General features: G+C 60.2%; 22 protein-coding genes and 1 tRNA gene. 7 read left to right on the forward strand and 16 right to left on the reverse strand.

The features are described 5' to 3' along the window. Positions 1–4: 4 nt before the first annotated feature. The 3 genes from QQL79_RS10140 to QQL79_RS10150 all read right to left on the reverse strand — a co-directional run bounded on the left by QQL79_RS10140 (position 5) and on the right by QQL79_RS10150 (position 2674). Positions 5–697 (reverse strand): DUF4336 domain-containing protein, encoded by a 693-nt coding sequence (locus QQL79_RS10140; RefSeq protein WP_284390410.1) that lies wholly within the window; start codon positions 695–697, stop codon positions 5–7. 68 nt (positions 698–765) lie between these two features. Further along, positions 766–1497 carry an RlmE family RNA methyltransferase gene (locus QQL79_RS10145; RefSeq protein ID WP_284390412.1) on the reverse strand — a complete coding sequence of 244 codons (732 nt, stop codon included), beginning with the start codon at positions 1495–1497 and terminating at the stop codon, positions 766–768. After that, entirely contained in the window at positions 1490–2674 is a 1185-nt protein-coding gene (locus tag QQL79_RS10150; protein WP_284390416.1) for a Ppx/GppA phosphatase family protein, read from the reverse strand. The genes QQL79_RS10145 and QQL79_RS10150 overlap by 8 nt, the downstream gene beginning before the upstream one ends. Positions 2675–2910: 236 nt before the next feature. Between QQL79_RS10150 and QQL79_RS10155 the strand changes: the two genes are divergently transcribed. The 3 genes from QQL79_RS10155 to QQL79_RS10165 all read left to right on the forward strand — a co-directional run bounded on the left by QQL79_RS10155 (position 2911) and on the right by QQL79_RS10165 (position 7757). Further along, a tRNA-Gln gene (locus QQL79_RS10155) sits at positions 2911–2984 on the forward strand. Between the two features lie 190 nt (positions 2985–3174). Further along, complete coding sequence (locus QQL79_RS10160) at positions 3175–5058, forward strand: site-specific integrase (protein WP_284390417.1); 1884 nt, start codon at positions 3175–3177, stop codon at positions 5056–5058. 203 nt (positions 5059–5261) lie between these two features. Further along, entirely contained in the window at positions 5262–7757 is a 2496-nt protein-coding gene (locus QQL79_RS10165) for an AAA family ATPase (protein WP_284390419.1), read from the forward strand. 114 nt (positions 7758–7871) lie between these two features. On the opposite strand, the gene QQL79_RS10170 is transcribed toward QQL79_RS10165, so the two are convergent. The 8 genes from QQL79_RS10170 to QQL79_RS10205 form a co-directional block, all read right to left on the reverse strand. Continuing rightward, on the reverse strand, positions 7872–8159 hold the full coding sequence (locus QQL79_RS10170) for a hypothetical protein (RefSeq protein WP_284390421.1): 288 nt from the start codon (positions 8157–8159) through the stop codon (positions 7872–7874). 198 nt (positions 8160–8357) lie between these two features. Continuing rightward, entirely contained in the window at positions 8358–9383 is a 1026-nt protein-coding gene (mobQ, locus tag QQL79_RS10175) for a MobQ family relaxase (RefSeq protein ID WP_284390423.1), read from the reverse strand. A 295-nt stretch (positions 9384–9678) separates the two neighbouring features. Then, on the reverse strand, positions 9679–10608 hold the full coding sequence (locus QQL79_RS10180) for a DUF5655 domain-containing protein (RefSeq protein WP_284390425.1): 930 nt from the start codon (positions 10606–10608) through the stop codon (positions 9679–9681). Between the two features lie 42 nt (positions 10609–10650). Then, a complete protein-coding gene (locus QQL79_RS10185) occupies positions 10651–13722 on the reverse strand; it encodes a type I restriction endonuclease subunit R (RefSeq protein ID WP_284390427.1) in 3072 nt (1023 codons plus the stop codon). 7 nt (positions 13723–13729) lie between these two features. Further along, positions 13730–14317: a hypothetical protein gene (locus QQL79_RS10190; protein ID WP_284390429.1), complete on the reverse strand. Its 588-nt coding sequence runs from the start codon at positions 14315–14317 to the stop codon at positions 13730–13732. After that, positions 14314–15582, reverse strand: coding sequence for a restriction endonuclease subunit S (locus tag QQL79_RS10195; protein WP_284390431.1), 1269 nt, complete (start codon positions 15580–15582; stop codon positions 14314–14316). Before QQL79_RS10195 ends, QQL79_RS10190 begins: the two co-directional genes overlap by 4 nt. Then, on the reverse strand, positions 15579–17825 hold the full coding sequence (locus QQL79_RS10200; protein ID WP_284390433.1) for a type I restriction-modification system subunit M: 2247 nt from the start codon (positions 17823–17825) through the stop codon (positions 15579–15581). Before QQL79_RS10200 ends, QQL79_RS10195 begins: the two co-directional genes overlap by 4 nt. Before the next feature lie 252 nt (positions 17826–18077). After that, entirely contained in the window at positions 18078–18212 is a 135-nt protein-coding gene (locus QQL79_RS10205; protein ID WP_284390435.1) for a hypothetical protein, read from the reverse strand. 128 nt (positions 18213–18340) lie between these two features. Here QQL79_RS10205 and QQL79_RS10210 point away from each other — a divergent pair, with 128 nt between their 5' ends. Then, entirely contained in the window at positions 18341–19126 is a 786-nt protein-coding gene (locus QQL79_RS10210; RefSeq protein WP_284390436.1) for a hypothetical protein, read from the forward strand. A gap of 226 nt (positions 19127–19352) precedes the next feature. On the opposite strand, the gene QQL79_RS10215 is transcribed toward QQL79_RS10210, so the two are convergent. From QQL79_RS10215 to QQL79_RS10230, 4 genes are read right to left on the reverse strand one after another with little or no spacing between them, the layout of a single operon-like run. Continuing rightward, positions 19353–20207 (reverse strand): bifunctional 5,10-methylenetetrahydrofolate dehydrogenase/5,10-methenyltetrahydrofolate cyclohydrolase, encoded by an 855-nt coding sequence (locus tag QQL79_RS10215; RefSeq protein ID WP_284390438.1) that lies wholly within the window; start codon positions 20205–20207, stop codon positions 19353–19355. After that, positions 20207–21379, reverse strand: a complete 1173-nt coding sequence (locus QQL79_RS10220; RefSeq protein WP_284390440.1) for a hypothetical protein — start codon at positions 21377–21379, stop codon at positions 20207–20209. The genes QQL79_RS10215 and QQL79_RS10220 overlap by 1 nt, the downstream gene beginning before the upstream one ends. Positions 21380–21411: 32 nt before the next feature. Beyond that, complete coding sequence (locus tag QQL79_RS10225) at positions 21412–22260, reverse strand: ABC transporter permease (RefSeq protein WP_284390442.1); 849 nt, start codon at positions 22258–22260, stop codon at positions 21412–21414. 3 nt (positions 22261–22263) lie between these two features. Further along, a complete protein-coding gene (locus QQL79_RS10230; RefSeq protein WP_284390444.1) occupies positions 22264–23061 on the reverse strand; it encodes an ABC transporter ATP-binding protein in 798 nt (265 codons plus the stop codon). 251 nt (positions 23062–23312) lie between these two features. On the opposite strand from QQL79_RS10230, the gene QQL79_RS10235 reads away from it, so the two are divergent. From QQL79_RS10235 to phnN, 3 genes are read left to right on the forward strand one after another with little or no spacing between them, the layout of a single operon-like run. Further along, positions 23313–24017 carry a DUF1045 domain-containing protein gene (locus QQL79_RS10235; protein WP_284390447.1) on the forward strand — a complete coding sequence of 235 codons (705 nt, stop codon included), beginning with the start codon at positions 23313–23315 and terminating at the stop codon, positions 24015–24017. Positions 24018–24020: 3 nt separating this feature from the next. Beyond that, positions 24021–25169, forward strand: a complete 1149-nt coding sequence (locus tag QQL79_RS10240) for an alpha-D-ribose 1-methylphosphonate 5-triphosphate diphosphatase (RefSeq protein ID WP_284390449.1) — start codon at positions 24021–24023, stop codon at positions 25167–25169. Next, on the forward strand, positions 25166–25744 hold the full coding sequence (phnN, locus tag QQL79_RS10245; RefSeq protein ID WP_284390451.1) for a phosphonate metabolism protein/1,5-bisphosphokinase (PRPP-forming) PhnN: 579 nt from the start codon (positions 25166–25168) through the stop codon (positions 25742–25744). Before QQL79_RS10240 ends, phnN begins: the two co-directional genes overlap by 4 nt. Positions 25745–25862: 118 nt before the next feature. On the opposite strand, the gene phnF is transcribed toward phnN, so the two are convergent. Next, positions 25863–26588, reverse strand: a complete 726-nt coding sequence (gene phnF, locus QQL79_RS10250) for a phosphonate metabolism transcriptional regulator PhnF (RefSeq protein WP_284390453.1) — start codon at positions 26586–26588, stop codon at positions 25863–25865. Between the last annotated feature and the right edge of the window lie 16 nt (positions 26589–26604).

The raw sequence follows: 26604 nt of genomic DNA on the forward strand, positions 1-26604 counted from the left end.
CCGGCTAAAGCAGAAGCCAGGCAAAGGCCCGCCGCAGGAATGCCTGCCCATTGCTGGTCACCGGCCTTCCATGTGCCATGAGCACCTGCTCCACCGGCCAGTCCAGAATACGCGCGATCGCGGCTCTTGCTGCCTGACGGTCCCGGAAGGCCATGCGGAATTTTCGTGGGACAGTCGGCTCGGGCGCCAGCATCAGATCGAGCCGGGCGATGATCCGGCGCCAGCCGGAATACCAGTCTTTTGGCAGATTTTGCAGCAGATCGGTGAACAGCACCACGCCGCTGGCGCGGTGGAAGAACACCGCTTCGGTGAGCATGGCGTTACCGGTGACGACGACCTGATCGATCTCTCCTGCCCAAAGCCCGGCAGGCTCGTTGCCGATTTCGCCATCCGGGTTCAGGTCTGGGCGCTTCGCCTGCAATTGGGGCAGCGCGAACAAGGCGGCAGCGGGATAGGCGGACTGCCATTCGGCGATGAATGTGTGGTGCAGCGTATTGGGCGCGATCAGCGCTACGACCGGGCCCAGATTGTCGATTGCCGCCTTGAGCTCGGCGGTCAGCTGGGTGGGTGAGCAAACCCATACGCCGCCATGGGACAGGCGAATGGCGACCATGCGCGTCGGATAGTGGAAGCCCATGGCCCCCATGATTTCCGCGCCGTCATGAACCCAGATGCCGGAACCAAAGGGCTTGAGCAAGGCAGGTTCTCCCGAGGCGGCCATGAGACAAAGCCTAGCAGCCTATGGCCGCGGGGACAAATCGTCCCCTAGACCTCGGCGTCGTCCCCATCCTCATCCCGCCCCTTGAAGCCCTTGGCGATCAGATAGGCCTCGGCCGAATCCGAACGGCTGGCGGGCGGCTTGGCGTGCATGGTGGTTTTGAAATGGCGCTTGAGCATGTGCAGCAGCTCATGCTCGGTGCCGCCCTGGAACACCTTGGCAATGAACACGCCGCCCGGCGCCAGCACATCCAGCGCGAAATCGGCAGCGATCTCAATGAGATGGATGATGCGGATATGGTCGGTGCCGCGGTGGCCCGTGGTCGGCCAGGCCATGTCGGACATGACGATATCGGCTTTCTTGCCGCCCATGGCCTCGATCAGCATGGCGGGCGCATCATCCTCGGTGAAATCCTTCTTGAGCAGGATGACGCCGGGAATGGGGTCCATTTCGAGATAATCGATACCCACGATCAGCGGATTGGCATCGGTGGAGCCGGTGGCCTTGGCCGCCACCTGGCTCCAGCCGCCGGGCGCCGCGCCGAGGTCGACGACGCGCATGCCCTTGCGGAAAAGCTTATGCTTTTCGTCCATTTCCTTGATCTTGAAGGCGGCGCGCGAGCGATACCCCTCGGCGCGGGCGCGCGCCACATAGGGGTCGTTCAACTGGCGTTCGAGCCATTTGGTGGACGATACCTTGCGGCCCTTGGCCGATTTCACCCGGATCTTGAGATCCTTGTCGGATTTGCGGCCGCCCGTGCCGAGAGCCTTGTCAACCATTGCCATTCCTCCGCGACGATGCGCGATTGCGGCTGCGATCGGCATCCATGAGCGAGATCAGAATGCCCTCGCGCAGGCCGCGGTCGGCCACGCGCACGCGTTCGGTGGGCCATTCGCGCCGGATGGCCTCGAAAATGGCGCAGCCGGGCAGCACCAGGTCGGCCCTGTCCTTGCCGATGCAGGGATGGGCGACGCGGCGCTCGAAGGGCATGCCGAGCAGCACCTTCATCGTGTCATCGACCTCGCCGCGCTTCATCCACAGGCCATCGACCTTCTGCCGCTCATAGCGTTCAAGGCCCAGATGGAGCCCGGCCAGCGTCGTCACCGTGCCCGAAGTGCCGATCAGATGCACAGGATGGGTGCCGATCATCTGGCGCAGCTTTTCGCGACCGCGAAACTGGCGCAAATGCTCGGACACGTGGTTGACCATGGCCTCGAAGATCTCGGCCGTTACATCGACGCCGCCGAATTTTTCGGCAATGGAGACCACCCCGACAGGCAGCGATTGCCAGGAGCGAATCGAGGCCGACATGCGGCCCTGCGATTTCGGCCTGCCGCCGCGAAAATCGAGCCAGGCCAGTTCGGAGGAACCACCGCCGATATCGAACATCAGCGCGCCCTGCGCCGTGCCTTCGATGAGGTCGGCGCAGCCGGTCACCGCCAGTTCGGCCTCGGTACGGCGGTCGACGATTTCGAGGTCGAGCCCCAATTCGTCCTTCACCCGCGCGAGGAAAGCGGGGCCATTTTCGGCGGCGCGGCAGGCTTCGGTGGCGATCAGCCGCATGCGAGCGGGCTGGTGCTCGCGCAGCTTGTTGCGGCATTGGCGCAGCGCTTCCATGGTGCGTTCCATGGCCGCATCGGACAGGCGCCCGGTGACCGAAACGCCCTCGCCCAGCCGCACGATGCGGGTAAAGCCATCGAGCACGCGAAAGCCATGATCATGCGGGCGGGCAATCAGCAGGCGGCAATTATTAGTGCCGAGATCGAGCGCGGCATAGATGGGGCCGCGGTGCTTGCGGGACGGATTTGGGGCGGGCTTTGTCCGCTGGTCCGCTCCGGGCCCTGGGGGCGCCGCCCCCCCTGCCCTTCCCGTCGGCGCAGGGCCGGACGGGGCTCGGACTGCCACCTGTTCGTCCAGCGACGAAACCGTGGCAACGGACCGATCAGCATCGGTCACTATGGTCTCCTAGCGTGCGCGGTCGCGGAACCGGACTGGCCGATCGCGCCCGAACGCACTGTCATTGCGTGTCACCGATGACGGTAGAGCAAGGGGGGCACAAGCGCAATCCAAACGATAGCAGGGCAAAGACCCATTACAGGCGCTTGCAATCTCCCTCACCATTGTCTATGCAGACCCCGCGCCGACGAGATGGCCCGCCCACCGCCCGCGCTTACCGGCCTTCCGGCTCATGCTGGGGAATAGTTCAACGGTAGAACAGCGGACTCTGACTCCGTCAATCTTGGTTCGAATCCAGGTTCCCCAGCCACACTCTCAGCAAAACTCCAGGTTTTCCGCAGGTTTCAGCCAGCTCTAGCCGGCCAAATCGTGGGTTTTCCCACCGTTTTGGCCACCAGATTGGCCACCGGACTCGTCTGCACGGCTGCGAAACGCGTCCGAATCTGGACGCTACCGCTTCGCACCCGCTACGCAGCGAACCGGTCATGACGGAGACAGTCATGGCTACGGATAGCTTCCTGCGCCTCAAGGGGCGCACCACCTACTTCCGACGCAAGATTCCTAGCGAGTTGATGAGTCGACTTGCGTCAACCGAAATCTGCTTCAGACTGGGTGTTATCGACAGGGATTCGGCAGTGCAGCTCGGGCGGCGCCTGGCCGTTGCGGTCGATGCGTTTTATGTATCTGCGCGTAGGGACAAGATGTTGTCATCACCTGACCTGACTGCACTGCTGGGAGCCGCACTGGCGGACTGGCGCGCCACTGTGCAGCCAATTCCCGTGCCGCTGGTGTCGACCCGCGAACAGGCCAAAACCATGGCTTCTCTCGCCGATGGTCTGTTGCGCCAGCAAGGTGACGGCTTTCCGGTTGTTGATGACGACTTCATTGCCCAGAAGCTCGCCGCCGCCGGCATCGCGGCACCGCAAGACCCGGTCACGTTGCGGCTCGCTGGTAACGTGCTGACGGCCGGCATGGCAGCACACTTCCTCGACACGGCAGTAGCACTGGCCCGACAGAATGGCGACGACCGTGGCTTCCGCAAGCTGCCCGCCCAACAATGGGAAGACCGCGCGGAGCGGCTTCTAGCGCCCTACCGCGATGCGGATGATCCGGCCAAGTCAGATGAGCGTCCGCCTGCCCGCCCGGCACCGGCCGTGCATGCGCCTGCGGCAATGCCGGTCGTTCAATCCTCGGCTCCCCCCAGCACCGTCTCGACCAAGTTCGACCGAGAGGCAGGCGCGACCTTTTCGACGCAAGCCCCTTACGTTGTGGGTGAGCGCGTAAAGGCGAAACAGGTCGGGCCAGATGCCGTGACCAACCTCGGCCCCTCCTTGCGGCTATGGCTGCAAATCTGTGGCGACGTGGACATCCGTGCCTATTCACCTCAGCACATGTCAGAATATCGCAGCATGCTGATCGACATTCCCAAGGTCTATTGGCGGTCTAAGGCTGAGCAGGAAAAGACCATTTTGCAGGTAATCGTCGAGGCGGCCGCCGAGGGGCAGGACTATGTGCGAGTGTCGCCGAAAACGGTGAATAAGCACATCTCCAACATGAACAGCGTCTTCGAGGCGGCAAAGACTATCGGGGTGATTGACCGGTCTTTGCCAAGCTATGCCGAAGGCCTCTATCTGGAAACCGGCAGTGAAGTCAGCGGTCTGGAGGAGCACGAGGAGAGACCCGGATATACCCGCGACCAAGTCGAGCTCTTTTTCAGCCATCCGGTCTATACGGGCCGGAAGCGCGTCTACTTTTACAATGATCCTGGGCAGGTCATCGTCAGAGATGCCCTCTATTGGCTTCCCCTTTTGGCGGCCTATGAGCTGATGCGGCGCGAAGAAATCTGCCAGCTTAAGGTCAAGCATGTTCGCGAGGAGCAAGGCATCTGGTTCTTCGACCTGATGCACCGCGAGGTCAAGGTTAAGCGTGGCTCCTCCAGGCGTCGGGTGCCGCTGCACGATGCGATCATCCAGCTGGGGTTTCTAAAAGAAGTCGTCTTGGGTCGCGATCCGGATGAACTATTGTTTCCGGAGCTGTCACCCAGTGCCAAGGGCTCGTTCAGCGATGCTGTCGGCAAACGCGTCGGCCGAATGGTGGACTCCCTGGGCATCAAGCTGGTCCGCGTCGACGCTTCAGAGGCGGATGGCGCGCTTCATCCATTCCGCCATCATGGCATTACGCAGCTCGAAAACGCCCATGACGTCAAAGGCGGGATCATCGACGCCCTTTCTGGCCACTCTTCAAAGGACCGCAAGAGCGAGAGACGAAGATACACCGACGAGATTTATCTCAAGGTACTGCGCGATACGATCAACATGCTGGACATACCAGTTGATGTAGACGACCTAAATCGCAAATGGAATGAAGTAGCATTCGACGAATAGAAAATACCGCCAGTATTTGCCTGCGTGGTGCCATATAACTTAGCCGGTGCTGAGATAGATTGCCAATGGGTGGGCGCAGAGTGACCAGAAACGCAAACAAGACTGTCCTTGAAACCATACTCGACTGGTCGACTGACCGCCCTCTTTGGCAGAGGGATACGCTACGCCGGATCGTGACCGGTGGAACGCCCAATGAAGCGGCTGTGAGCGAGATTTTGGCTCTTTGCAAAAAGGAGCACGGAGCCGAAGGCATCGCGTCAAAGCCGGTAGCCCTCGAAGCGGCGCACTTGCCGGCCGCTCCCGCCGATGGCGAGTCCATAGCGCTGGCCAGCGTCGGGGACATTGCCGGCGTGAACCAGCTTGCTCCCGGCCAGACGCTGCCGTTTGAAGCGGCCGGGCTCACCATTGTTTACGGACCTAACGGGTCCGGCAAATCCGGCTACGGTCGGGTGCTCAAGCGCGCCTGCCGCGCGCGCAAGGCGGGCGAGATCATGCCCGACGCGTACAACCCGCCGCCTGCCGGCAAAGCGACGGGTATCTTCGCGATTCTCAAGGACGGTGTTGCGGCGCCGCCCATCAACTGGACCGACGACGGCAAACCGGACCCGGTGCTGTCGGCCGTCAGCGTCTTTGACCGAGATTGCGGATCAGTGCATGTGCAGGAAAAAAACGAGGTGGCGTTCAGGCCCTTCGGACTGGATATTCCCGACGACCTCGCGGGCGTCTGCCAGGCGCTCAAGCAGAAGCTGGATGCAGAAGAGTCGCAGCTCACTGCCCTCCGGGACCCGGTGTTCGAGAAGCCGACATGGAATGCCGCCACGCCGGTAGGCGCGATCATGTCGGCGCTTAGTCACGATACCGACCTGGTCGCTTTCGAGAAGCACGGCGACATGACCGCCGATGAACGGGCACGGCTGGCGCGCCTTGAAGAGGACCTGCTCAAGAATCCGGCTGATGCGGCCGCCGAGCAGAGGTTGTTTGCCGGAAATGTGAGGCAACTGATCGCCACCCTGGACCGGATTACCACGTCCTATGACGACGAGAAGCTAACATGGTTGAAAGCGCTGGCGGACGCGGCGCGGCACAAGCGGGCGGCTGCCGATCTTGCTGCGCGCGAGACATTCGATGGCCTTGCCGTTCCCGGTGTCGGCGGGGAAACGTGGCGGGCGCTGTGGGAAGCCGCTCGCCGCTATTCCGAGCAAACGGCGTATCCGAGTGCACCCTTCCCGCCCTCAGGAGACAAGTCCTGCGTCCTATGCCATCAGGCGCTGGGCGCGGATGCCCAGGACCGACTGGGGAGCTTCGAGACCTTCGTCCGCGCGGATGCGGAATCACAGGCGGCGCGAGCGGAGCAAGACTATTCCGAGGCGCTTGCTGCCTTCAAGGTCCGGAAACCGGACGTGCGCGTGATCGCGCAGGCGCGGAAGCGCATTGCGCTCCAGAATCCCAGCCTCGCCCGAAAGGCACTGCGGCTGTTTGCCAGCGCGGATTTGCGGCGCCTGAAATGCCATCACGCCCTTTCGACGGCCGATGCGCTGGTGCTGCCACCGTTCTCGCCGTCGCCAAAACCAGAACTGGAGGCGCTGGCGAGTGCGCTGGAATCCTATGCCGTAGAACTCGACGAGGCGGCCGACGCTGAGGGCCGAGACCGGCTGATCTTCGAACGCGATTCCTTGAGAGGCCGGGCCGCGGTTTCCGACCTACTGGAAACAGCAAAGAAGGAGGTCAATCGCCTCGATGAGCTGCGCATGGTCCACGCCTGCATCGCGGACACGACGACCAATGCCATCACCAAGCTCGGGAACGATATCGCCGACAATGTTATCACCCCGAAAATGCGCGACCAGTTTCAGTCGGAGATCGTCCATCTCGCAGCGGAGAAAGTGCGCGTGGAAATCGTGCGCGCGGGCGGGCGGTACGGCTCCCCCATCTACCAGGTGCGCCTCTTCGCCAACCCAAAAGCCAAGGTCCATATGGTTCTGAGCGAGGGGGAGCAAACCTGTGTGGCGCTCGCCGCGTTCCTCACGGAACTGGCGACGGCCCATCATAAATCCGCGCTGGTTTTCGACGACCCGGTGACATCGCTCGATCATCGCTGGCGGGAAAGGGTGGCGGAGCGGCTGGTGGAGGAATCCGCCACGCGCCAGATCATCGTCTTCACCCATGACATGGTGTTCGTAAACGACCTTCATGACAAGGCAATCCGGGAGGGCGTTCCGATGAAGCAGGTCAGCCTGTCGCGCGGGCCTGCCGGCACGGGCATGGTCACGGACGGCTTGCCCTGGCAGCACGCCGGTGTCCGCGACCGGATCGACAAGCTGGAAAAGGCGGCGCGGGACGCGCGCAAGCTTTACGATGCGAACGACGAAGAAAGATACCGGGACGCGGCCGTGAAAATCTATGACCGGCTGCGAGCCACGTGGGAGCGCGGTCTGGAGGATATCGCCTTTGCCGGCGTCATCCATCGTCACCGGGACTACATCGACACCAAAAACCTGAAACGGGTGACGGTTATCGTAGACTCGGATGTCGAGACATTTCGGAAGAACTTCAAGAAGTGCAGCGACCTCGTGGATGCCCACGACCCATCCCGCGCACGGGACGGCGCGGTTCCGCCACCCAATGAAGTTTACGCGGACATCCAAACGCTTGCAGGGTGGGCGGACTCTATTAGAACCCGGCAGAACGCCTTGCCGTAACTATCCTCGATCAACCTGGATAGGTGGTGTCGGTACCGTGATCTCCTTGGACGGGGCGCGAAGCCGCGAGTAGCGGAGCGCCCCGTCACGAGTGTTGATGGCAAAGCGTGCCAGTTAGAGGCTGACGCCCAGGTTGGCAACGATGGCTTTGGCAGTCTCAGCGTTGACGTTCAGTTCCTCACCGCTGGTTAAATGCAGCTTAAAGTAGCCAGGAACATTCTCCTTCGTGTAGTCCCCATTGTGCTTGAGGTCCTCACGGCACGGGCGAACGGATTCGATGGCCTCGGCGACAAGATGGATGACCTCCATATTGTCTGCGCTGGCCGTGGCCGCCAAATCGAACTCCTGACGCGTGCCGGAGTTCTTGGTGACGATCTGGCGGTGGTGCTTGACCCTAAGCATTGGGTTCTCCTATAGTGGCGCTATTGCCAGGACCCAACTTAAGTCGTTGAAATCGCTTTAGTAATCCCTGGAGCTAGCATGGGATAGTTCCCCTAATCCTTGCCCAATGCCTCCTATCCTTACTCGGTGTAAGCGGTAGCGGAACCAATCCTTGAAAAACGACGCAACTATCCTTCCAAAGTACTAGAAAGATTTTCCCTAGGGTCGTCGACTTTTTGGCGTTTGACGGCCTTGAGGTGGTTTTTTGAGGGCTCGCTTAGCTAATTTCAAGGATTGGCGGGGCCTGGCTGCCTCAGAATTGGCATTTTCGCGCAAAGGCAATCCAGCATTAGGCAACCTCGACCTATTTTCAGGATCACTCGTCGACTTGCCGTCCACGGCAACGAGTAGCCTCTCCCAGCACTCCCCAAGCCTGAGCCGCTGATGAAGTAGCCAGGATTGCATGCGCTTGAGGTTTCTTGCGACCACTTCCCTCCAGCGATTTCCACGCTCCGTGCGAACACCGCGACGCTCCAATGCACTTGCCTTGTGACCGATTTTTGGTTCGGGCTCACGATCCAGAATAACGACTTCGATGTCTAACGCTTGAGCCAGTTCGTTGTCATTGGCCGCACGCGCCATGGCCGCTTGGTTAGACAGGTCGATACGCTGAGCTTCTAAAGTCCGGTGATCAACTCGATCTAATTGGCCCGCTGTCTCAAGCGCGCGGTTAACCTGGTCGGCCCATGCCTCTCGCCAATGCACCAGCAGAGTACGCTCATTCCAATCTCGGCACTTGTTGCCGAACCCTTCACCGGTTAGTTCCCTGAGTGTGAGCATGACGTGCGCATGATCGTTACGCGGATCGCCTTTCTTATGGCTAACATGCACGGCGATATCGGCAATCATGCCTACGCTGACGAATTCCTCACTAACGAAAGTCCGAACCAAGGTCAGTTGTGAATCGCGGTCAAGCTCATGCGGCAGCGCAAGCTGAACCTCTCTGCAGAGTTGTGCATCCTTTCGCCGCTCTGCGCGCTCAACTGCGTTCCACAGCTTCTCTCTATCCAGCATCCAAAGCGGCGACCCCTGCGGGGCCATGATTTCAGTGTGCACAACGCCCTTGCGACGAGCATAGTCGAAGATTTGGTTGGTGTGCTCATCGGCAATGCGGCCGCCAGCGCGATATGCCGCAGCGGCTGTAACAGAGCGGCCCGATCCCCGTGACATAATCTGGGCAGACAAACGATATATCGCCACAACACCTGCCTGATCTCCCCTAGCTGTCCAGCATGCACAATGCTGGCGCCAGGAGCGCGAGGGAGTGCGTAGCTCTCTCGCTTCGACTTGCAAAAGTCGAACGGGGAAGCCGTCCGGCCGGGGCATTGCCCAGATGAGGACGCGCACATTACGGATGTAATGTATAAGCGCGCATTTTCTGTTGCAATTCAAATCTCCGTACCGCTACGAACATTAATCTGATTCGCGCTCGTCCGCCGATACCTTGTCTTCGATGTGGCGGGGGCCATACCGAAACAACTCATGCACCGTCATAGCTGCGGTCCATCAGTGGCTTGGCTTTGTCCAGCTTGGCGACATCAGTGATGATGACTTCAAGGTCGCCAGTGCCGAAATGGCCGATGTTGCGCACGTCGCGGGTAAAACCGGGCTCAAGTTCGATGGTGTCTGGATCGACCTTCAGGAAAACCTTGAGGTGCCTGATCTGCGGTTTAACCTCGACGCACGCGAAGTTCTTTAGGCGGCGGAACGCGACGTAGTTGTCCAGGGTCTTCAATTCGACATCATCGCCCAGCGCTAACAGGTACGCCTTCGTCGCCTCATAGAGGTCCACAAGGTCCTGGTCCGCGTCCGCGAGATATTGCGTAACCGTCTTCTGGCGGGAGCGTGGTCGCGCCGCCACAGGCTCGCCTAGAGCGTCGACGCCGACGGGAATTTCGCGAATGGGGCGCTCCGATGCCGATGTCAACAGTTCGAAAAGCAACAGTTCCTCGCCAAACCGGCGATAGCGAACCAGCGCGATGTTCCGATTCATTTGGTTGACCGCATGAGCATCGTATTTTGTGAAGTCCCCGGCAATGCACACCAGGCGAGGCGTTCCCCAATCAACCGCCTTTGCCTGTTCGGCCCCGAAGCGCTCCAGCACAAGCCATTCGAAATCGCGGCGGTGGTCCATGAGCCAGTCGAGATAGAACAGGCCCTGATTGATGACGTTCTCGTTGCTGGCACGCTTATACTCGACGATGACCGGTGAACCATTTTCGTCAATGCCGAGCGAGTCCATGCGCCCGCCGTTGGTCGTCGGAAACTCGGAGGCCAAGAACCGCACGCCGAGAAACGCTTCCATGTTGCTTTCAATGAGGGTCTGCAGCGACTTTTCCAGCGCAACCGCGCTGCCGCGAAGCTCTGTGACCGACGCGACGTCAGTGCGAAAAAGCTTAATGTCGCTCATGGTGCCTCCGGCGATTTTGGTTTTGGGCTTGCGGAAACCTTATCACTCGGCCGATTTACTATCTCGGACCCGTCTAAAGATTTCTAACGCGAGCTGCTCGTGTGCGGCCGACCGGAAGTCTTTGTCAGTCATAACCCGCGAAAAGATCTCCTCGTTTCCTTCCATGCGGTCGATGAAAAGCTCATCAAGCATCCGCTCCAGATAAGATGAAAAATTGGCCAGGTTGTTGGCCTTAGCCGCCTCTACGATCTTTTCGTCCTCTTCCGCGCTGGCCCGTATCTGGTCGAAGAACAGCTGATCGGCTCCGGTGAAATCGGTCCCGAAGCGTTCGTTCAACTTCGAAACCAAGGAGGAGAGCGTCATTCCATCTTCCGAGAGCCCCCCTGTCCCCACGTCGGTCGGGCCTTTCAGGGGATCGGCCTCGCCATAATCCAGATCGATCGAGCCCTCGGTCATCTGCTGGAGCCGGAAGAAGCGTAGCGCAACTTCGTCGTCCAGCGCGAACGCCTGCCCATCGCCGGGCGGTGGCAGCTTGGCAATCAGGTTGCGAACGAAGGCATAGAGCTTTTCAAGCTCGCTGTCCTGATACGGGATGACCTGTGAGAGAAAGGCGTAAAGGTTGCGGTAGGCGGTGAGCTGGCCGCGAAATTCGTCCTGCTCGCCCTCGTCCCTATCGCCGAACCGTTGCACCACGATGTCGAGTGCCGCGTTCATCAACCGATGGTCGGTGGCGGAATGATCGCGCTTGCCCCGATACCAAACCTCGGCGAAGGCGTTGACGTCGTTGGGTGAGAAGATCGCCCACTCCAGGAGTTTATGCTGCAATTCCGATAGACGGTGCGGATCGGCATTCTCGCCGATGGGCGTCGCCTCGTAATAGGGCTTAAACGCCTTGTAGATGTCGTCTTCCTCGTTGGCGAAATCGAGCACGAAGGTACGTGCCTTTCCCGGAGCCATGCGGTTGAGGCGAGACAGCGTCTGTACCGCTTGCACGCCGGCGAGGCGCTTGACCACATACATCGTCTGCAAAAGCGGCTGGTCGAAGCCCGTCTGGTACTTCTCGGCGACCAGCAGCACCCGATAGTCGTCGCGCTCGAAGGCTTCCGGCAGTTCGCTTTCCGCTAAGCCGTCGTTCATCGAAACTTCGGTATAGGACGAGCCGGGGTCTTCCGGGTCTTCCACACTGCCGGAGAAGGCGACCAGCGAGCGGATGCCGGAATAGCCGTTGGCCTTGATGTAGCGGTCGAACGCCAGCTTGTATTTGACGGCGGCAAGGCGCGAGCCCGTGACAACCATCGCCTTGGCCCGCCCGCCAAGCTCGTGCATGACGTAGAGCCGGAAGTGCTCCACGATTACCGAAACAACCTGTTCTATATTGACCGGATGCAGTTCGAGATACCGGGTCAGCGCCTTCGCCGCCTGTTTGCGCGGCACCTCGGGGTCATTCTCCACCTGCTTGATGAGGCCGAAGAAGCGCTTGTAGGTCGTGTAGTTCAAGAGCACGTCCATGATGAAGCCTTCTTCGATGGCTTGCCGCATGGTGTACTCGTGGAACGGCGATGTGCCCGACGGTCCCGGCTCGTCGAACAGCACCTTGGTCTTGAACTTTGGCGTGGCGGTAAAGGCGAAGAAGGAAAGGTTCGGCTGACGCGCCCGCTTCAGAGAATCGCGCAGGATGGTCGCCTTGGCCACCTCGGACAGGTCGTCATCCTCTTCGTGCGACATCTGCGCGGCAATCGCCGCCTCGATGCCGTCCCTGTTGAGCATCCCGCGCAGCGCGGTCGCCGTCTCGCCGCTTTGCGAGGAATGCGCCTCGTCGACGATCACCGCGAAGCGCTTGCCTGCCGTGTCGATCTTCACGCCGCTGCCCTTCTTTTCAAGCGTGGACAGCGCCTGCGCGATGAAGGGGAATTTCTGGATCGTGGTGATGACGATGGGTGTGCCGCTCGACAGCGCGCGAGCAAGCTGCTGGGTATCCTCGTCGATCTTTTCGACCACGCCGGTCTTGTGCTCGAACTGATAGATCGTGTTCTGCAATTGCTGGTCGAGAACGCGCCGGTCGGTGACGACGATCACCGAATGAAACACCTTCTCGTCATTGGCGTCATGAAGGCTCGATAGCCGGTGCGCCAGCCATGCGATGGAGTTGGATTTGCCCGAACCCGCCGAATGCTGGACAAGGTAGTTGCGCCCCGAGCCGTTGGCGTGAGCATGAGAGACAAGCTTGCGCACCGCGTCTAGCTGATGATAGCGCGGGAAGACCATCGTTTCCTTGGTGATGGTACGTGCGCCCTTGTCGGTCTTGACCTGACGCTCCTTCACTTCCAGGTGCATGAAGCGCTGTAGAATGTCCAAGAGACTATCGGGTTGCAGAACCTCATCCCAGAGGTAATGGGTCTTCCAGTTGCCTTCGACGGGCGGGTTGCCAGCGCCGTGATTGTTGCCCCGGTTGAAGGGCAGGAACACCGTTTCCTTGCCCTTGAGGCGCGTGGACATCCACACCTCGTCAGGGTCCACCGCGAAATGCACAAGCGCGCGTTTCTTGAAGGCGAACAGCAAATCGCGCTCGTCGCGCGCTTCGCAATACTGGCGAACGGCATCGGCCGCGCGCTGATTGGTCAACGGGTTCTTCAGTTCCGCCGTCGCCACCGGCAGGCCGTTGACGGCCAAGGTCACGTCAATGATGCAGCGCCGGTTCTTGCCATCCGCCTTTTTCATTGCTGAGGTGAAGGCCACCTGTCGCGTGATGGTCAGCCGGTTGGCGGCATAGCACGCGGCGGCGCCGGGGTTCATGCTGGAGTTAGGGCGAAAATAGGCCAGCCGGAAAGTCTTGCCGTAGCATTTGAAGCCGTGGCGCAGGACGTGCAGCGTGCCCTTTATGTCGAGTTCCTTGGCGAGACTGTCGAGAACGGTCTCTTCTGTCTTGGCCCCGAGCAGAGCGAAAAGCTGCCCCCATTTTGTCGCTTGGCTGTCTTTCAGGAAGCCGGTCACGTCGTCGGGAAAAAGCGCCAGGGCCTCGTCATAGGCGGTCGGCGGGCGCTTGGCATAACCGCCCGCACCGATCAGACCGGCCTCTATCGCTATCTCAAAGTCGAGTTCGGTGTGCCCCGGCATATTATCCTCAAACCGTATTCACAGAGTCATTCTCAAGATCATCAAGCGCAAGCGTTTCAATCTCATCATAGTGATAGTGACGAACGGAAGGATCGCGCGCGAGATATTTCTTGGCCTCATCCAGATAGGCGTCCGGATTGTTGTTCTCTGTAAGAACGAATTTCTTGGTTCTAAGCGGTCTGTTGTCGCCAGTATACTGTTCGACCACCTTGCGGAGGCATGCACACCAATGTGCTCCAGACTTAAGTTGATCGATGATCGATCCTGCATCGAGGCTCTTCGTTTTGAACTCGAAGAGGTAGGCGACGACCTTGCGGTTAACGCATTGAAAAACGACAAAATCGCACCGCTTCGACCACTCCTTGCCGTTATTATCAAGGAAGTGGAAGAGTGGGTCATTACGGCCGTCTAGCTTGATGGCAAAGGCCTTGCCCTTGTAGGGCAGCCGGACCACGCGCGTGGTCTTTTTGGTTTCGCCCTCGCGAAAGTACTTTTCGCGAAGGACGATCTCGCCTCCGTCGCCGCGATGAACAATATATTCGTCGCTAATGTAAGCCTTGATATGGTCGAAGTAACTGGAGGCGTCGAGTGTCATGCTAATTCTACGATCTGACCAGTGACGGCAGCGGTGACAAGGGCTGCCCGATAATCGGCCAGTTGCTGCCGCGATCTGTCGATGCGATCCCAAACGGTCTCAATCCTGCTTGCCTGTTCTATGAGATAGTCCACTATCGCAGCTTGCTCGGCGATGGGTGGAATCGGAAATTCTATCTGCGCGTACCTCGATGGATTGAGATTTGCCTGACCGATGCTAGGCAGAGCGAGGGTGCGAGCCAAAGCTAGCAGCACCTCCGTACCCATGACAAAATTGGCGTACTCGGGGAGGTATCTATCGGAGAAACGAAAGCGCACCAGATAGGACGCGAGCGACACGGGGAAATCTACTCCCCCTCGAAAAATTGAGGCCTTTCCGACCAGATCAAGGCTGTTGGTCCGGTTGAAGACAACGTCGCCGGCCTCTAGAAGCAGATTTTCATCTACCTCATCGAGAAACCGCAAATCACCAAGGTCGACTTCCCCATCAACGAGATTGCCCATACGGAGCACTGCGACTACTCCAGTGGGTTCGAGAGAAGCCGAGACGCCATAAGTAGAACTGCGCAACACTCGCTTGAGGGGCAACACCTCCCAATGCGCCGGGATGTCGCCGAGCCAGTCGATGCCAGAGGGTTTCATGGCAGCGTTGGGTTTCAAACCCTTGGTGACGGCGCGGGTGATGAGGGCCTGACGCTTTTCAGCCAGCCGCTCCAGAAGCGCCCGCTTCTTTTCAACCAGCCCGTCGATCCGCGCCGTCTTTTCATCCAGAAATCGCGCAATGCGTTGTTGGGTTTCGAGGGGTGGGAGCGGGACCTGAATGTTGACGAGTTCACTCGCGTTGATGGCCGGATAGCTGACACCAACGGAGCGCGCGACGACCTGGGTCACGAATGGCTCTGACTTTGCGGCCCAGCCGATGAAGCCATTGTCAACATCATCGCCGGGACGGACAACACAAAACCCGGTAGAGGCAATTAGGTCGGGCGATGCTTCATCGACCTTGGCTATCGCTCGAAGATAGGTCCGTACTGTGGAGACCAGAATATCGCCGGTCCGCACTTTTCTCCTCGCCCGCGATGGGGCTTGGCCGAACGTCACGCGCTGGACTTCCTCAATGCCACGAGCCAGCGATACTCCCGAGATTTCGACGTAATCAATTTCCTGATCTTCGTCGGTGCCTTCTGGAAGCACCTCATCGTTATAGGTCGCGACATACTTCAAGCGCTTGGAGGACCAGCCGTCTGGAAGGGCATGTTCGCTCATGCGACCAGCCCTTTCAGCTGTCCAGCAATTTCGCTTTCCAGCGACGTGATGTCGGCTTCAATGTCGTCCAGCGGGCGCGGTGGCTTGTAGACGTAGAAATGCCGGTTGATGGGGATTTCGTAGCCGATCTTGGTCTTGTCGTAGTCCACCCAGGCATCGCGGACATGCGGCAGAACTTCGCGCGCCATATAGGCATCGATCGCCGGCGTCATCGCCGTGACAAGATGTTCGCTTGGCTTATCCGGTCCAAAGAACATGGGCAGCTTCGCGCCCTTGTGGGCAGCGTTCTCGTCCCTGTTCACTGCGTCCAGAAATGCTTTTGGCATCTCGAATGCCTCGGGTAGCGGGATGTTTTCGGTGTCGCGCAATTCGCTGTCAGGCTCCGGCCGACCCTTGCCGTCGCGGCAAATCTCTGCATCCGGGTCGCGTTCGCCAAGTGCTGTGAAGATGGCCTTCTTGACCGGCGCAGGAACTTTGATCCCCGCGCGCTTGGCGGCGTTATCGATGTCGGCCTCGAACAACTCACGATCCATATAGCGGCCCTTGCCTTCGAGCATTTTCAGCGCGGCGCGGATGGCTGCCTGTTGCTCGCGCCCTTCCTCGATCTCGCGCGCGGCAGCCTTGTCGTCTTTTCGCTTTTTCGAGGTGGCGAGATTGATGAAGGCGCTCTGGCCGTCCAGCTTAGCCATGCGCTCCGGGGTCGCCTCGAAGCTCATGCGCAGCGGGCGCTCCACCGTCACCTTGAGGAAGCCGAATTCACGGTTCTCGAAGATGCGGGAGACGGTGCGAACCTCTTTCTCGCCCGTCTTGTGATCCATGACGACTTCGGCCGTCTCGCCATCCTGGAAATTGCCATAGATGCGGGTGAGGTCGTTTATCTGATGTTCGCTGATCTCGTTGCGCTTGTTGTTCAGGCTCTTAGTCATCCGCTCCGAAAAGCGGGTGCCATCGATCAATTGCACCTTGCCGCGCCGCTCGGGAGCCTTGCGATTGGTGACGAGCCAGACATAGGTGAAGATGCCGGTATTGTAGAAGAGCTGATCGGGCAGCGCCACGATGGCGTCGAGCCAATCATTTTCGATGATCCAGCGGCGGATGTTCGACGGGCCGGAACCGGCATCGCCTGAGAACAGTGGCGAGCCGTTGAAGACAATGGCGATCTTGGAGCCGACGGCGTTTTCGTCCCCTTCCTTGTAGGGGTGTTTCTTGGAAATCATGTGCTGGAGGAACAGCAGCGATCCATCATTGATCGCGGGCAGGCCAGCGCCGAAGCGGCCGGAGAAGCCCAATTCCTTGTGCTCCTTCTCGACGACCTTCTGCTGGTCCTTCCACTCCACGCCGAAGGGCGGGTTGGCGAGCAGATAATGGAACTGCCTCCCCTCGAAGCCATCGCGGGTCTTGCCGTCGCCGAGCGTGTCTCCAAGCACGATGCTACTGGTGTCCTCGTCCTTGATGAGCATATCCGAACAACAGATAGCCCAGGACTCGTCATTGTATTCCTGCCCGAAAAGGGCAAGCTCGGCGCGGTCATTCTGGCCGAGGATGAACTTCTCCGATTCCGACAGCATCCCGCCGGTGCCGCAGGCGGGATCATAGATCGTGCGGAAAATGCCGGGGGTGTAGACGTCCTTCTCGCCCGTGTAGACTAGGTTCGCCATCAGGCGGATAACCTCGCGCGGGGTGAAGTGGTCGCCGGCCTCTTCGTTGGCCTGCTCGTTGAAGCGCATCACAAGATGCTCGAACAGATAGCCCATCTGCAGGTTATCAACGTGGTCAGGGTGCAGCGGCACCTCTGCCATCGCCTTGACGATGGTGAACAACCGGTTGCTGGCGTCGAGCTTTTCGATCTGGTCGGTAAACTTGAACTTCTCGAAGATGGCGCGGGCGGTGGGAGAGAAGCCGTTGATGTAGGCGACGAGATTGGGGGCGATGTTCTCGGCATCGCCGAGCAGCCGCTTGAACGTAAACGGGCTGGTATTATAGAGCCGCGTTTTCTTGCGCTTGGGGTCGGCCGCCTTACTGAGAAGCTTCTCCATCGCGTTTTCCGGCATGTTCTGTGCCGTGAGTTTGGCGTGTTCCCTGAGCACTGCGTCCTTGGTCGACTCGAGAACGCAATCCAGTCGGCGCAGCACGACCATCGGCAGCATGACCAACCGGTATTGCGGCGGACGGTATGGGCCGCGCAGGCGGTTAGCGATCTCCCAGATGTCGGTTTTCAGCTGATTGTGAAGTTGAACATTCATGACGCGACCACTCTTGGATTCGCACCCATGTGACACGCAGACAATTCAGGATTGGTTAACCAACTTTCCCACCGCAACTCAATGCCAACTCGAGAGCCGGTGGGCTTGACGCTTGGCCACCACGATGGTCCAAGGTAGAAAGCTGGTCACTGGGGACTCTAACGTTTCCGGTGCTCTGCGGGCTACCGCTAGTCTTGCTGCGAATCCAGGTTCCCCAGCCAATCCTCCTTAAGTCTTTGGTTTCGTTATAAGTTACTGCTTTTGCAGGGCTTTTTTCGTCGCCAACTGATCCACTTTAGTGATCCACTTTCCGGCTGTTTGTGCATCACCGGTAGGCTCAGGATCGGCTTTTCGGAAGAGGCCGAGAAAGAAGTCGGTAAAGGGCAAACGTCCCACTCATGCGGTATCATGCTACCGCATATGCCTGAGCGGGAACAAAATGTGAATCCGCGTTCAGAGGGGATTGCGAATATTATTCACATTGGGCCAAGTGAAACAAAGAAGGGACACAGAAAATGGCCGGACGCGTTCGCTACAGAACATCGCCTTTTCGCCTAGCAATTCATGAGTTTCGTAAGACCTTCCGAAAGGCTCCGCCCGGCATGACGGACTATGAATTCTTCAAAGCCCTTACTGAACAAAGAGTTGCGCGCGAGAAGCAGTTTGGCTCCTACTTTGGATGGTCTGTGCTTCTTTTTGTCGTGCTATCGATATCCGGCCTAGACCTTTCTATTCAGGTCAAAACTCCACTTCTTGAGATATCGATTCCGAAGGTTTATCTGGTCTTCCTGACAAGCCTGCTCACGGGCATGAGCATTCTCGAAATGATATCTGCTGGTCTCCTGCAAGGATATCAGAACGTCGCTGCACAACGCTTCGCGGGGCGCTTCCCGCCAATTACAGTCTGGATGACACCGCAAGCCTCGTCGAGCGCTTGGGGATCAGTGTTTAACACCCGCTTCGACGCACTGAAACCAGTTGCGTCCTATAACTTCGGGATCGGTCTCGCCGGAGCGTTCATCGCCCTCCCTATCGGTCTCGTATACTTAGCGATATACGTCTCGCAATTCACGCACATTATCGCATTCTACACGAGGCCAAACTTCGCCTTCATGGGTCAACTTGTGAACCTGATATCTATACTGTGTATGATTGCGCCACTCATGCTGGTCATATTCACCATCAAGAAATTCGACATGAGAAAGAACCAGCAATTCATCAGGTGGTCGTTCTTGTTCAGGGTGTATCGCAAGTATGGTCACAGTTCAGACCCACAACACTGGATCAACCGGATTACCTGAACCAGCGAGAGCCCATTTAGGTGATCCACTTTGGTCCACTTTCTTAGCCAAAAATCTTGATAACCATTTGAAATTGCTATAGGTATCGTTCTACCGGGAGATCCAGGTTCCCCAGCCAAATTTTCTCAAAAAGTCAGTGATTGGCGATGGTTCGAAACACGTCGAACCACATGATGGGTCTTCATGGCTCCACGGCCCTGAATCAGCCCATCTGGCAGGACGCCGCCTAACCGTTGGCGCTACTGACTATCCTCAGCACATTCCCCAGCAACATCGCCCGCGTCAGTGCTCCAACTGAACCATCGGTTGGCGTGACCCACCCCGCCACGTCCGCGACGCCCGGGGCTATGTCCGAAACCATTGCCCCGTCCACATAGCTGATCCCTACCCCAACAACCGCTGCCCCCGGCCTGACCATTTCCGGCGTGATCAGATTTGGCACGCCTGCTGCGGCGATAATCACATCGGCGTGGCGGGTGGCGGCGCTTAGGTCGCCGGAGCGGCTGTGGAGGAGGGTTATGTTGGCGTCGATGCCGCGTTGGGAGAGCAGCGTGGCCAGGGGCCGGCCGACGAGGGGGCCGCGGCCGATGATCGTTACGTCCGCTCCGGCCAGGTTGATGTCATGGGCCTGCAGCAGGGTCAGGATGGCGGCGGGGGTGCAGGGGAGAAGGCCGGGGCGGCCGGCCAGGAGACGGCCGAGATTGAGGGGGTGGAGGCCGTCGATATCCTTGTCGGGGTGGATGGCTTCGAGCATGGTGGCTTCGTCGAGCCCTGATGGCAGGGGCAGCTGGACCATGAAGCCGTGGACGGACGGGTCGGCATTGAGGGCGGCGATCTGCGCCAGGAGATCGGCCGGGCCGATCGTGGCGGGCAGCCGTATGTCCTCGACGACGATGCCGATTTCGGCGCAATCGGCGTGTTTGCGCGCGATATAGCTGGCACTGGCCGGGTCGTCCCCGACCAGCACAGTGGCCATTTTCGGCTGGATGCCGCGCGCGATGAGTTGCGCGGCATCGGTCTTCATCTCGCTCCGCAGGCGCGCGGCGAGTGCGTCGCCATCGAGCAGGATGGCCTGGGCCATTATTTGAGGCCGATCGAGGGATCAATGAAGCGGTTGGTGACGACGCTTTCCGGCGTTACGGCCGGGTCGGCGCGCTCATCGAGCCCGCCCTTGACCAGGTCGAACAGCGTTGCGACCCGCGCCATGTCGAAATCACCCAGCGTGTCATTGCTGCCATTGGAGATGACGCCGGAGTCGACCAGCGCCTTGGTGGCATAGGCCATCAGACCAGCATCGGTCTTCCAATAGCCAGCGCTATTGCCGGCCTCGTTGAAGGCGGTGATCAGCCCGTTCACCTCGGCCGGATCGGTCACGTAATCGACCTCGGCCTGCTGGATGATGGGCACCAGCTTTTCGAGGCATGGCGCCAGTTCTTCCAGGCGATTGGTGGCCACCGAGAGCATGCCGGTATAGTTCACATAGCCCACATCTGACATCAGCAGGTAATCGATGGGCTTGGCCCAATTATTGCCGTGGGTGAATTTGTAGACTTCGCCGGTGACGAAGCCCTGGTTGAGCCAGGTGCCGTTATTGACGACGAAATTCTCGCCATCGCCGCGATAGCCTTCGATGAAGACATCGGCGGGCACGCCCTGATCGACGAGATATTTGCCGAAGGTGCGCTTGATGGTCGAGACATAGATCTTGCCCTTGCCCGAAGCGGCGAAGGCCTTGAGATCGTCGATGGTCTTGAAGCCATCGGGATAGGTTGCCCGGTCCCAGAACAGGGCCGTAGGGGATTTGTCGAGCGGGGTGACGACGCCGACTACTGGAAACTGCTTGGAGAAAATAAAGGCGTTATCCAGTTCCTGGAAGCCGAGATGGGGGACCATGCCGGCCTTGGAATTGCCCATATAAAGCGCCGAATAGGCGGTCTCGCCATCGCCCAGCCCGACGCCGCCACCGCCTTCAAGGATCACCAGGTCGATCCCGGTCGTGCCCAGCGGGCCCTGATATTTGCCCTGGGACATTTTGCCCCCTGCCCCGATCATCTGATAGAGCCCGCCATGCTCGGCCTGGGCCAGCCAATCCTTCTGGATGATGAAGGGATTGGGGCACACATTGACCAAGGGCGTGGTGTAGTGCGCCTTGGCGAAGGTGCCCGGCTCGGCGGCATAGGCCGTGTGGCCGGTGCTGGCCAGCGCGGTCACGGCGAGCAAGATTGTCCTGAGATGCATCGATTTCTGTTCCATCTGAAATTCCGGCGCGGCGGCCCTTTCGCGGCCTATTGCCCTGCCGACTCGTGCCATCCCGAAAACAGCCGATTTCCGAGCCAGGCGAAGAGCAGGTAGACTGATATCGAGAGCACTGACGACACCAGCAATGCGGCATACATCTGTTCGTATTTGAAATCGACCTTGGCGTTGATCAGCATCTGCCCCAGCCCACCGGGGCCGGAGAGGAAAAACAGTTCCGAAACGATGGCGCCGACCACAGCCAGCCCGGCGGAAATGCGCAGGCCGGCAAACAGCGTGGGTGCCGCCGAGGGGAAGCCGGCCTTGATGAGCATTGTCGGCCAGCCGGCTTTTTGCAGGCGGAACAGATCGATAATACTGCGATCGACGCTTCTGAGGCCGAGCAGGAGCGTGGTGGGCACGGAAAAGAAGGTGAAGAGCGCCACGATCAGCACCTTGGGCAGAAAACCGAAGCCCAGGGCCGATTGCAGCAGCGGAATGATCGCCAGGATCGGGATGGATTGCAGCGCTACCAGATAGGGGAAAATGGCCTTTTCCATGATGTGGAAGCGGAACATGACCACGCCCAGCAAGAGCCCGATGGGAATGGAGACGGCAAGGCCCGCCAGGGCAATCGACAGGGTAGTAACAGCCGCATTGAACAATTGGCCCAGCACTTCGGGCCGGCTGAATGCCTGGGTCCAGAGGCCCTCCAATGTGGGCATCAGGAATTGCCGGTGGGGTTCGAGGCCGGAGCGCGTCCAGATATAGGCGAGGATGACGAGCACGCCCATGGCGAATGGCGGCAGCAGGGATGCGGCAAGGCGCGATAGCGTCCCCGGCGGGGCCGTCCGGGGTCTGGCGCCATGGCGTTCGATGGCGGGTTTGTTCCGGGACATGGCCTAGCCCTCCATCGCCTTGCGCAGCGCCAGCGAGATTTCCCCGCAGATTTCGGCAAACCGGCTGGTGTAACGCAGCTCGGGCCCGCGCGGCTCGGGGAAGGCAATGTCGAAGCTGGCGACGATATGGCCGGGACGCCGGGACATGACCACGACCCGGCTGGAGAGATAGACCGCCTCCGGAATGGAATGGGTGACGAAGAGGCCGGTGAATTGCTGCCTGATATAGAGCGCGATCAATTCGTCATTGAGCCGCTCGCGGGTGATTTCGTCGAGCGCGCCGAAGGGTTCGTCGAACAGGAAGACCGCGGGGTTGAGCGCGAGCGAGCGGGCCAGCGAAGCGCGCATCTTCATGCCGCCGGACAGGCGGCGCGGATAGTGGTTTTCAAAGCCGGTGAGGCCCACCAGTTCGATCTGTTCCTGCGCAATACGGCGGCGCTCGGCGGGATCGAACCCGCGCAATTCCATCAGCAGTTCGACATTGGGCAGAACCTTGCGCCATGGCAGGAGCGTTGCATCCTGGAAGGTGTAGCCGAGGCTGTCGCGGTCGACCCAGATATCGCCCGCGGTCTGGGTTTCAAGGCCCGCGGCGAGCCTCAGCAAGGTCGATTTACCGCAGCCGGAGGGGCCGACAAGCGAGACGAATTCGCCCGGCCTGATCGCCAGATCGACCCGGTCCAGCGCCTGGGTTCCATCGGGAAAGACCATGGAGACGCCCTCGAACAGCAGGGCAATATCGTCCGGCCGCCGGCCATTGGCTGGCGCCATGTCCTTTGCAATTTGGGCCGGGGAATCGCTCATCGTCAGAACTTCAGCATTGGGCACGCATCCTTGCGGTGTGATGGCACAAAGCGCGCGATAGCGCACCTTGTCTTTGCGTGGCAGGGCCGCGGCGGCGGATGCGTATCATTCCTGCGTGATCAACGGGTACCAATCATGGTCAATGCCGGTTTTCCGGCGATTTCTCCCCAAAAGAACTTGTGCACTAAACTAGACATTTGCTGAACTGTCACAGAGTTCAGGTAACCCATCGGTGTCACTATGGGCCCACCATGCGTTGTGCGATCTATTTTATCCCTCCGGCCGATGATCCGCTGCAGATTGCCGCGGCGCAATGGCTTCGGCGCGACCCCTATACGGGTGCGCGCGTCAGCTGGCCGGTGGAAGGATTGGTGGAAACCGACCATGCCTTCCTGACTGCTGTGCCGCGCCGCTTTGGTTTTCACGGCACGCTGAAAGCCCCGTTCCGCCTCTCGCCCGATTATGAAATCGGCGAGTTGCAGTCCGCGCTCGACCGGTTCTGCCGGCGCATTCCCTCGGTCACCATTCCGGCCATGCGGATCGTGCCGATCCAGAATGCCTTCGCGCTGGTGCCCGAAGTGCCGCTGCCCGAACTCAATGATCTCGCCGCCGATTTCGTCACCGCCTTCGATATCTATCGCAGCCCGATGACCGATCTCGATCTGGCGCGGGGCGATATCGGGCGCTTCAACGGGCAGCAATTCGACAATCTGCGCAATTGGGGCCATCCCAATGTGTTCGACCAGTTCCGCTTCCATATGACGCTCACCGGCCCCATCGATGAGATGGAACGTGATCACGTCGCGCTGGTATTGCGCCGCCATTTCGGCGACCTTGCCAATGCGCCGCTGCATATCGGGCAAGTCGCCCTCTTCGTGGAGCCGGAGCCCAATGCTCCGTTCTTCGTCCATTCCTGCCACCAGTTCACCCCGCAACGCCGACGCAAGATTGCTTGATCAATGACTATGAATTCCACTGCCGAAACCGTTCTCACCAATGCCAGGATCGTCCTGGCCGACGAGGTCATCCAGGGCGCGATCCTGCTGCGCGACGGCGTCATTGCCGATATCAGCCCGGCTTCGGCGCATGGCGAGGATATGGATGGGGACCACATCATCCCCGGCCTTGTGGAACTCCATACCGATCATCTCGAGAACCATTATGCGCCGCGCCCCAAGGTGCGGTGGAACGCCATTGCCGCCGTGCAGGCGCATGACGCGCAGGTTGCCGCCTCCGGCATCACCACGGTCTTTGATGCCCTGCGCGTCGGCACCGACGAGCAGGCCGATATGGGTGACACCGAAATGCTGGTGCTGGCCGAGGCCATCGCCGCCGGCAAGGCATCGGACCGGCTGCGTGCCGACCACTTCATTCACCTGCGCTGCGAGGTTTCGGCGCCCGATTGCCTCGATGGCTTCCAGCGGCTGCAGAGCCATCCGCTGGTGCGGCTGGCCTCGCTGATGGATCACGCACCGGGGCAACGGCAATTCGCCAATCTCGATGCCTATCGGGTTTACTACCAAGGCAAGCTCAAGATGAGCGATCAGGCGCTGGCCGACTTTTCGGCACGCCGCATTCGCGATTCCGAAATGCATGCCGGGCCGCATCGTGCGGCTATCTCGCAGTTCTGCCAGGCCAATGGTATTGTGCTGGCCAGCCATGACGACGCCACGCTCGGCCATGTCGACGAAGCCATTGCGCAGGGCATCGATGTCGCCGAATTTCCCACTACGGTCGAAGCCGCCCGCGCCTCGCACCAGGCGGGCATGGCGGTGCTGATGGGCGCGCCCAATGTGGTGCGTGGTTCCTCGCATTCGGGCAATGTTTCGGCGCGCGAGCTGGCCGAAGCGGGCCTGCTCGACATTTTGTCGTCCGACTACATTCCGTTCAGCCTGTTGCAGGCCGCCTTCTCGCTGGGCGACAGCGTCGACGCCATCACCCTGCCCCATGCCGTGCGGCTGGTGTCCAAGCATCCGGCGGAAGCGGCAAGCCTGCATGACCGGGGCGAGATTGCCCAGGGCAAGCGGGCCGATCTGGTGCGCGTGCGCGTGCAGGATGGCGTTCCCATCGTGCGCACGGTGTGGCGCGAAGGAAACCGCGTCATATGACCTCGGACGCTTCTGGTAGCGGCGCCTTCGTCGCCGTCGTCGGCCCCAGCGGGTCGGGCAAGGATTCGCTGATCGAATTTGCGCGCCAGCGGCTTGCCGAAAGCGGCGAGTTCACCTTTGTCCGCCGCGTCGTCACCCGCCCGGCCGACCGCGCGGCAGAGGATCATGACAGCCTGAGCGAGCAGCAATTCGAAGCGCTCGCTCAGGCCGGCGGACTGGCCCTGCATTGGCATGCCCATGGCCTGCGCTATGGCCTGCCCCGCGCCATTGATGAGGATATTGCGGCCGGACGCGTCGTCATTGCCAATGTGTCCCGCCAGGTGATCGGGGAGGCAGTGGCCCGCTATCGGCGGGTGATGGTAGCGACCATCTCGGCCACGCCCGATATCATCGCCCGGCGCCTGGCCGCGCGCGGCCGCGAGGACGGGCAGGCCATCCGCCAGCGCCTGGCCCGCCAGGTCGATGCCGCCCATCCCGATGTCGAAAGCTGGCAGATCGACAATTCCGGCCCCCTGCAGGACGCCGGCGAGCGATTTGTCGGCCTGCTTCGGCAAGCCCTGGTGGAGCGGGTCTAAACCACAACGTCATTCCCGCGCAGGCGGGAATCCATTCTTTCTCTTCCGTCACAGTTTGAAGAGTGGATTCCCGCCTGCGCGGGAATGACGTCGTGGATATGGACGGGTTTGCCTAGACCTAAACCACCAGCTCCATCAAATCCGCCGGGAAGCGGGTCAGCGCGTAAAGCAGCGGCTTTCCGGCGAGGTCGGTATCGACGGCTTCCGACACCAGCAGGATGGCGCCGGGAGCCAGTTTCAGCGCCGCGGTTTCGTCGGCATCGGCGTGGCGGGCCGATATGCGCGTGCTGGCGCGGGCATAGTCGGCTATGCCGTAGCTGGCCAGAACCTTGGTGACCGAGGGCGTTTCGGCAAAGCGCGTGGCGAAATCGGGAAAGGCCGCATAGCCCAGCCAGAGGGTGGCGCGGGACATTGGCCGGTCGTCCGCCAATGCCACCGTCTCGATGCGCGTCACCTTGCTGCCGGCCCGCAGGCCCAATGCCGATGCGACATTGGCGGCCGCGTTTTCGAGCCGCGACGACAGCATGATGCGGGAGATCGTATTGGCCTGCCCGGCAAGGTTCTCCGAAAAGCGGGTGCGCTTGCCGATGCGATAGCTGACGCGCCGGGCCCGGTCGACAAAGCTGCCCCTGCCCTGTTCGGTGCGGATGACGCCTTCGGCCTGCAGAGCCGCGAGCGCCCGGCGGACGGTGTGCCTATTGGCCGAAAAGCGCTCGGCCAGTTCGGTCTCCCCGGGAAGCCTTTCCCCCGGCAGGCGCTTGCCGCCAACGATGTCGAGCCGGATGGCGTCGGCAATGCGCCGCCAGAGCGCAACACCGCTGAGATGGGAATCGGAAGCGGACATGATTTTTGTCATTGCA

Source organism: Devosia yakushimensis (genome assembly GCF_030159855.1).
Lineage (GTDB): Bacteria > Pseudomonadota > Alphaproteobacteria > Rhizobiales > Devosiaceae > Devosia > Devosia yakushimensis.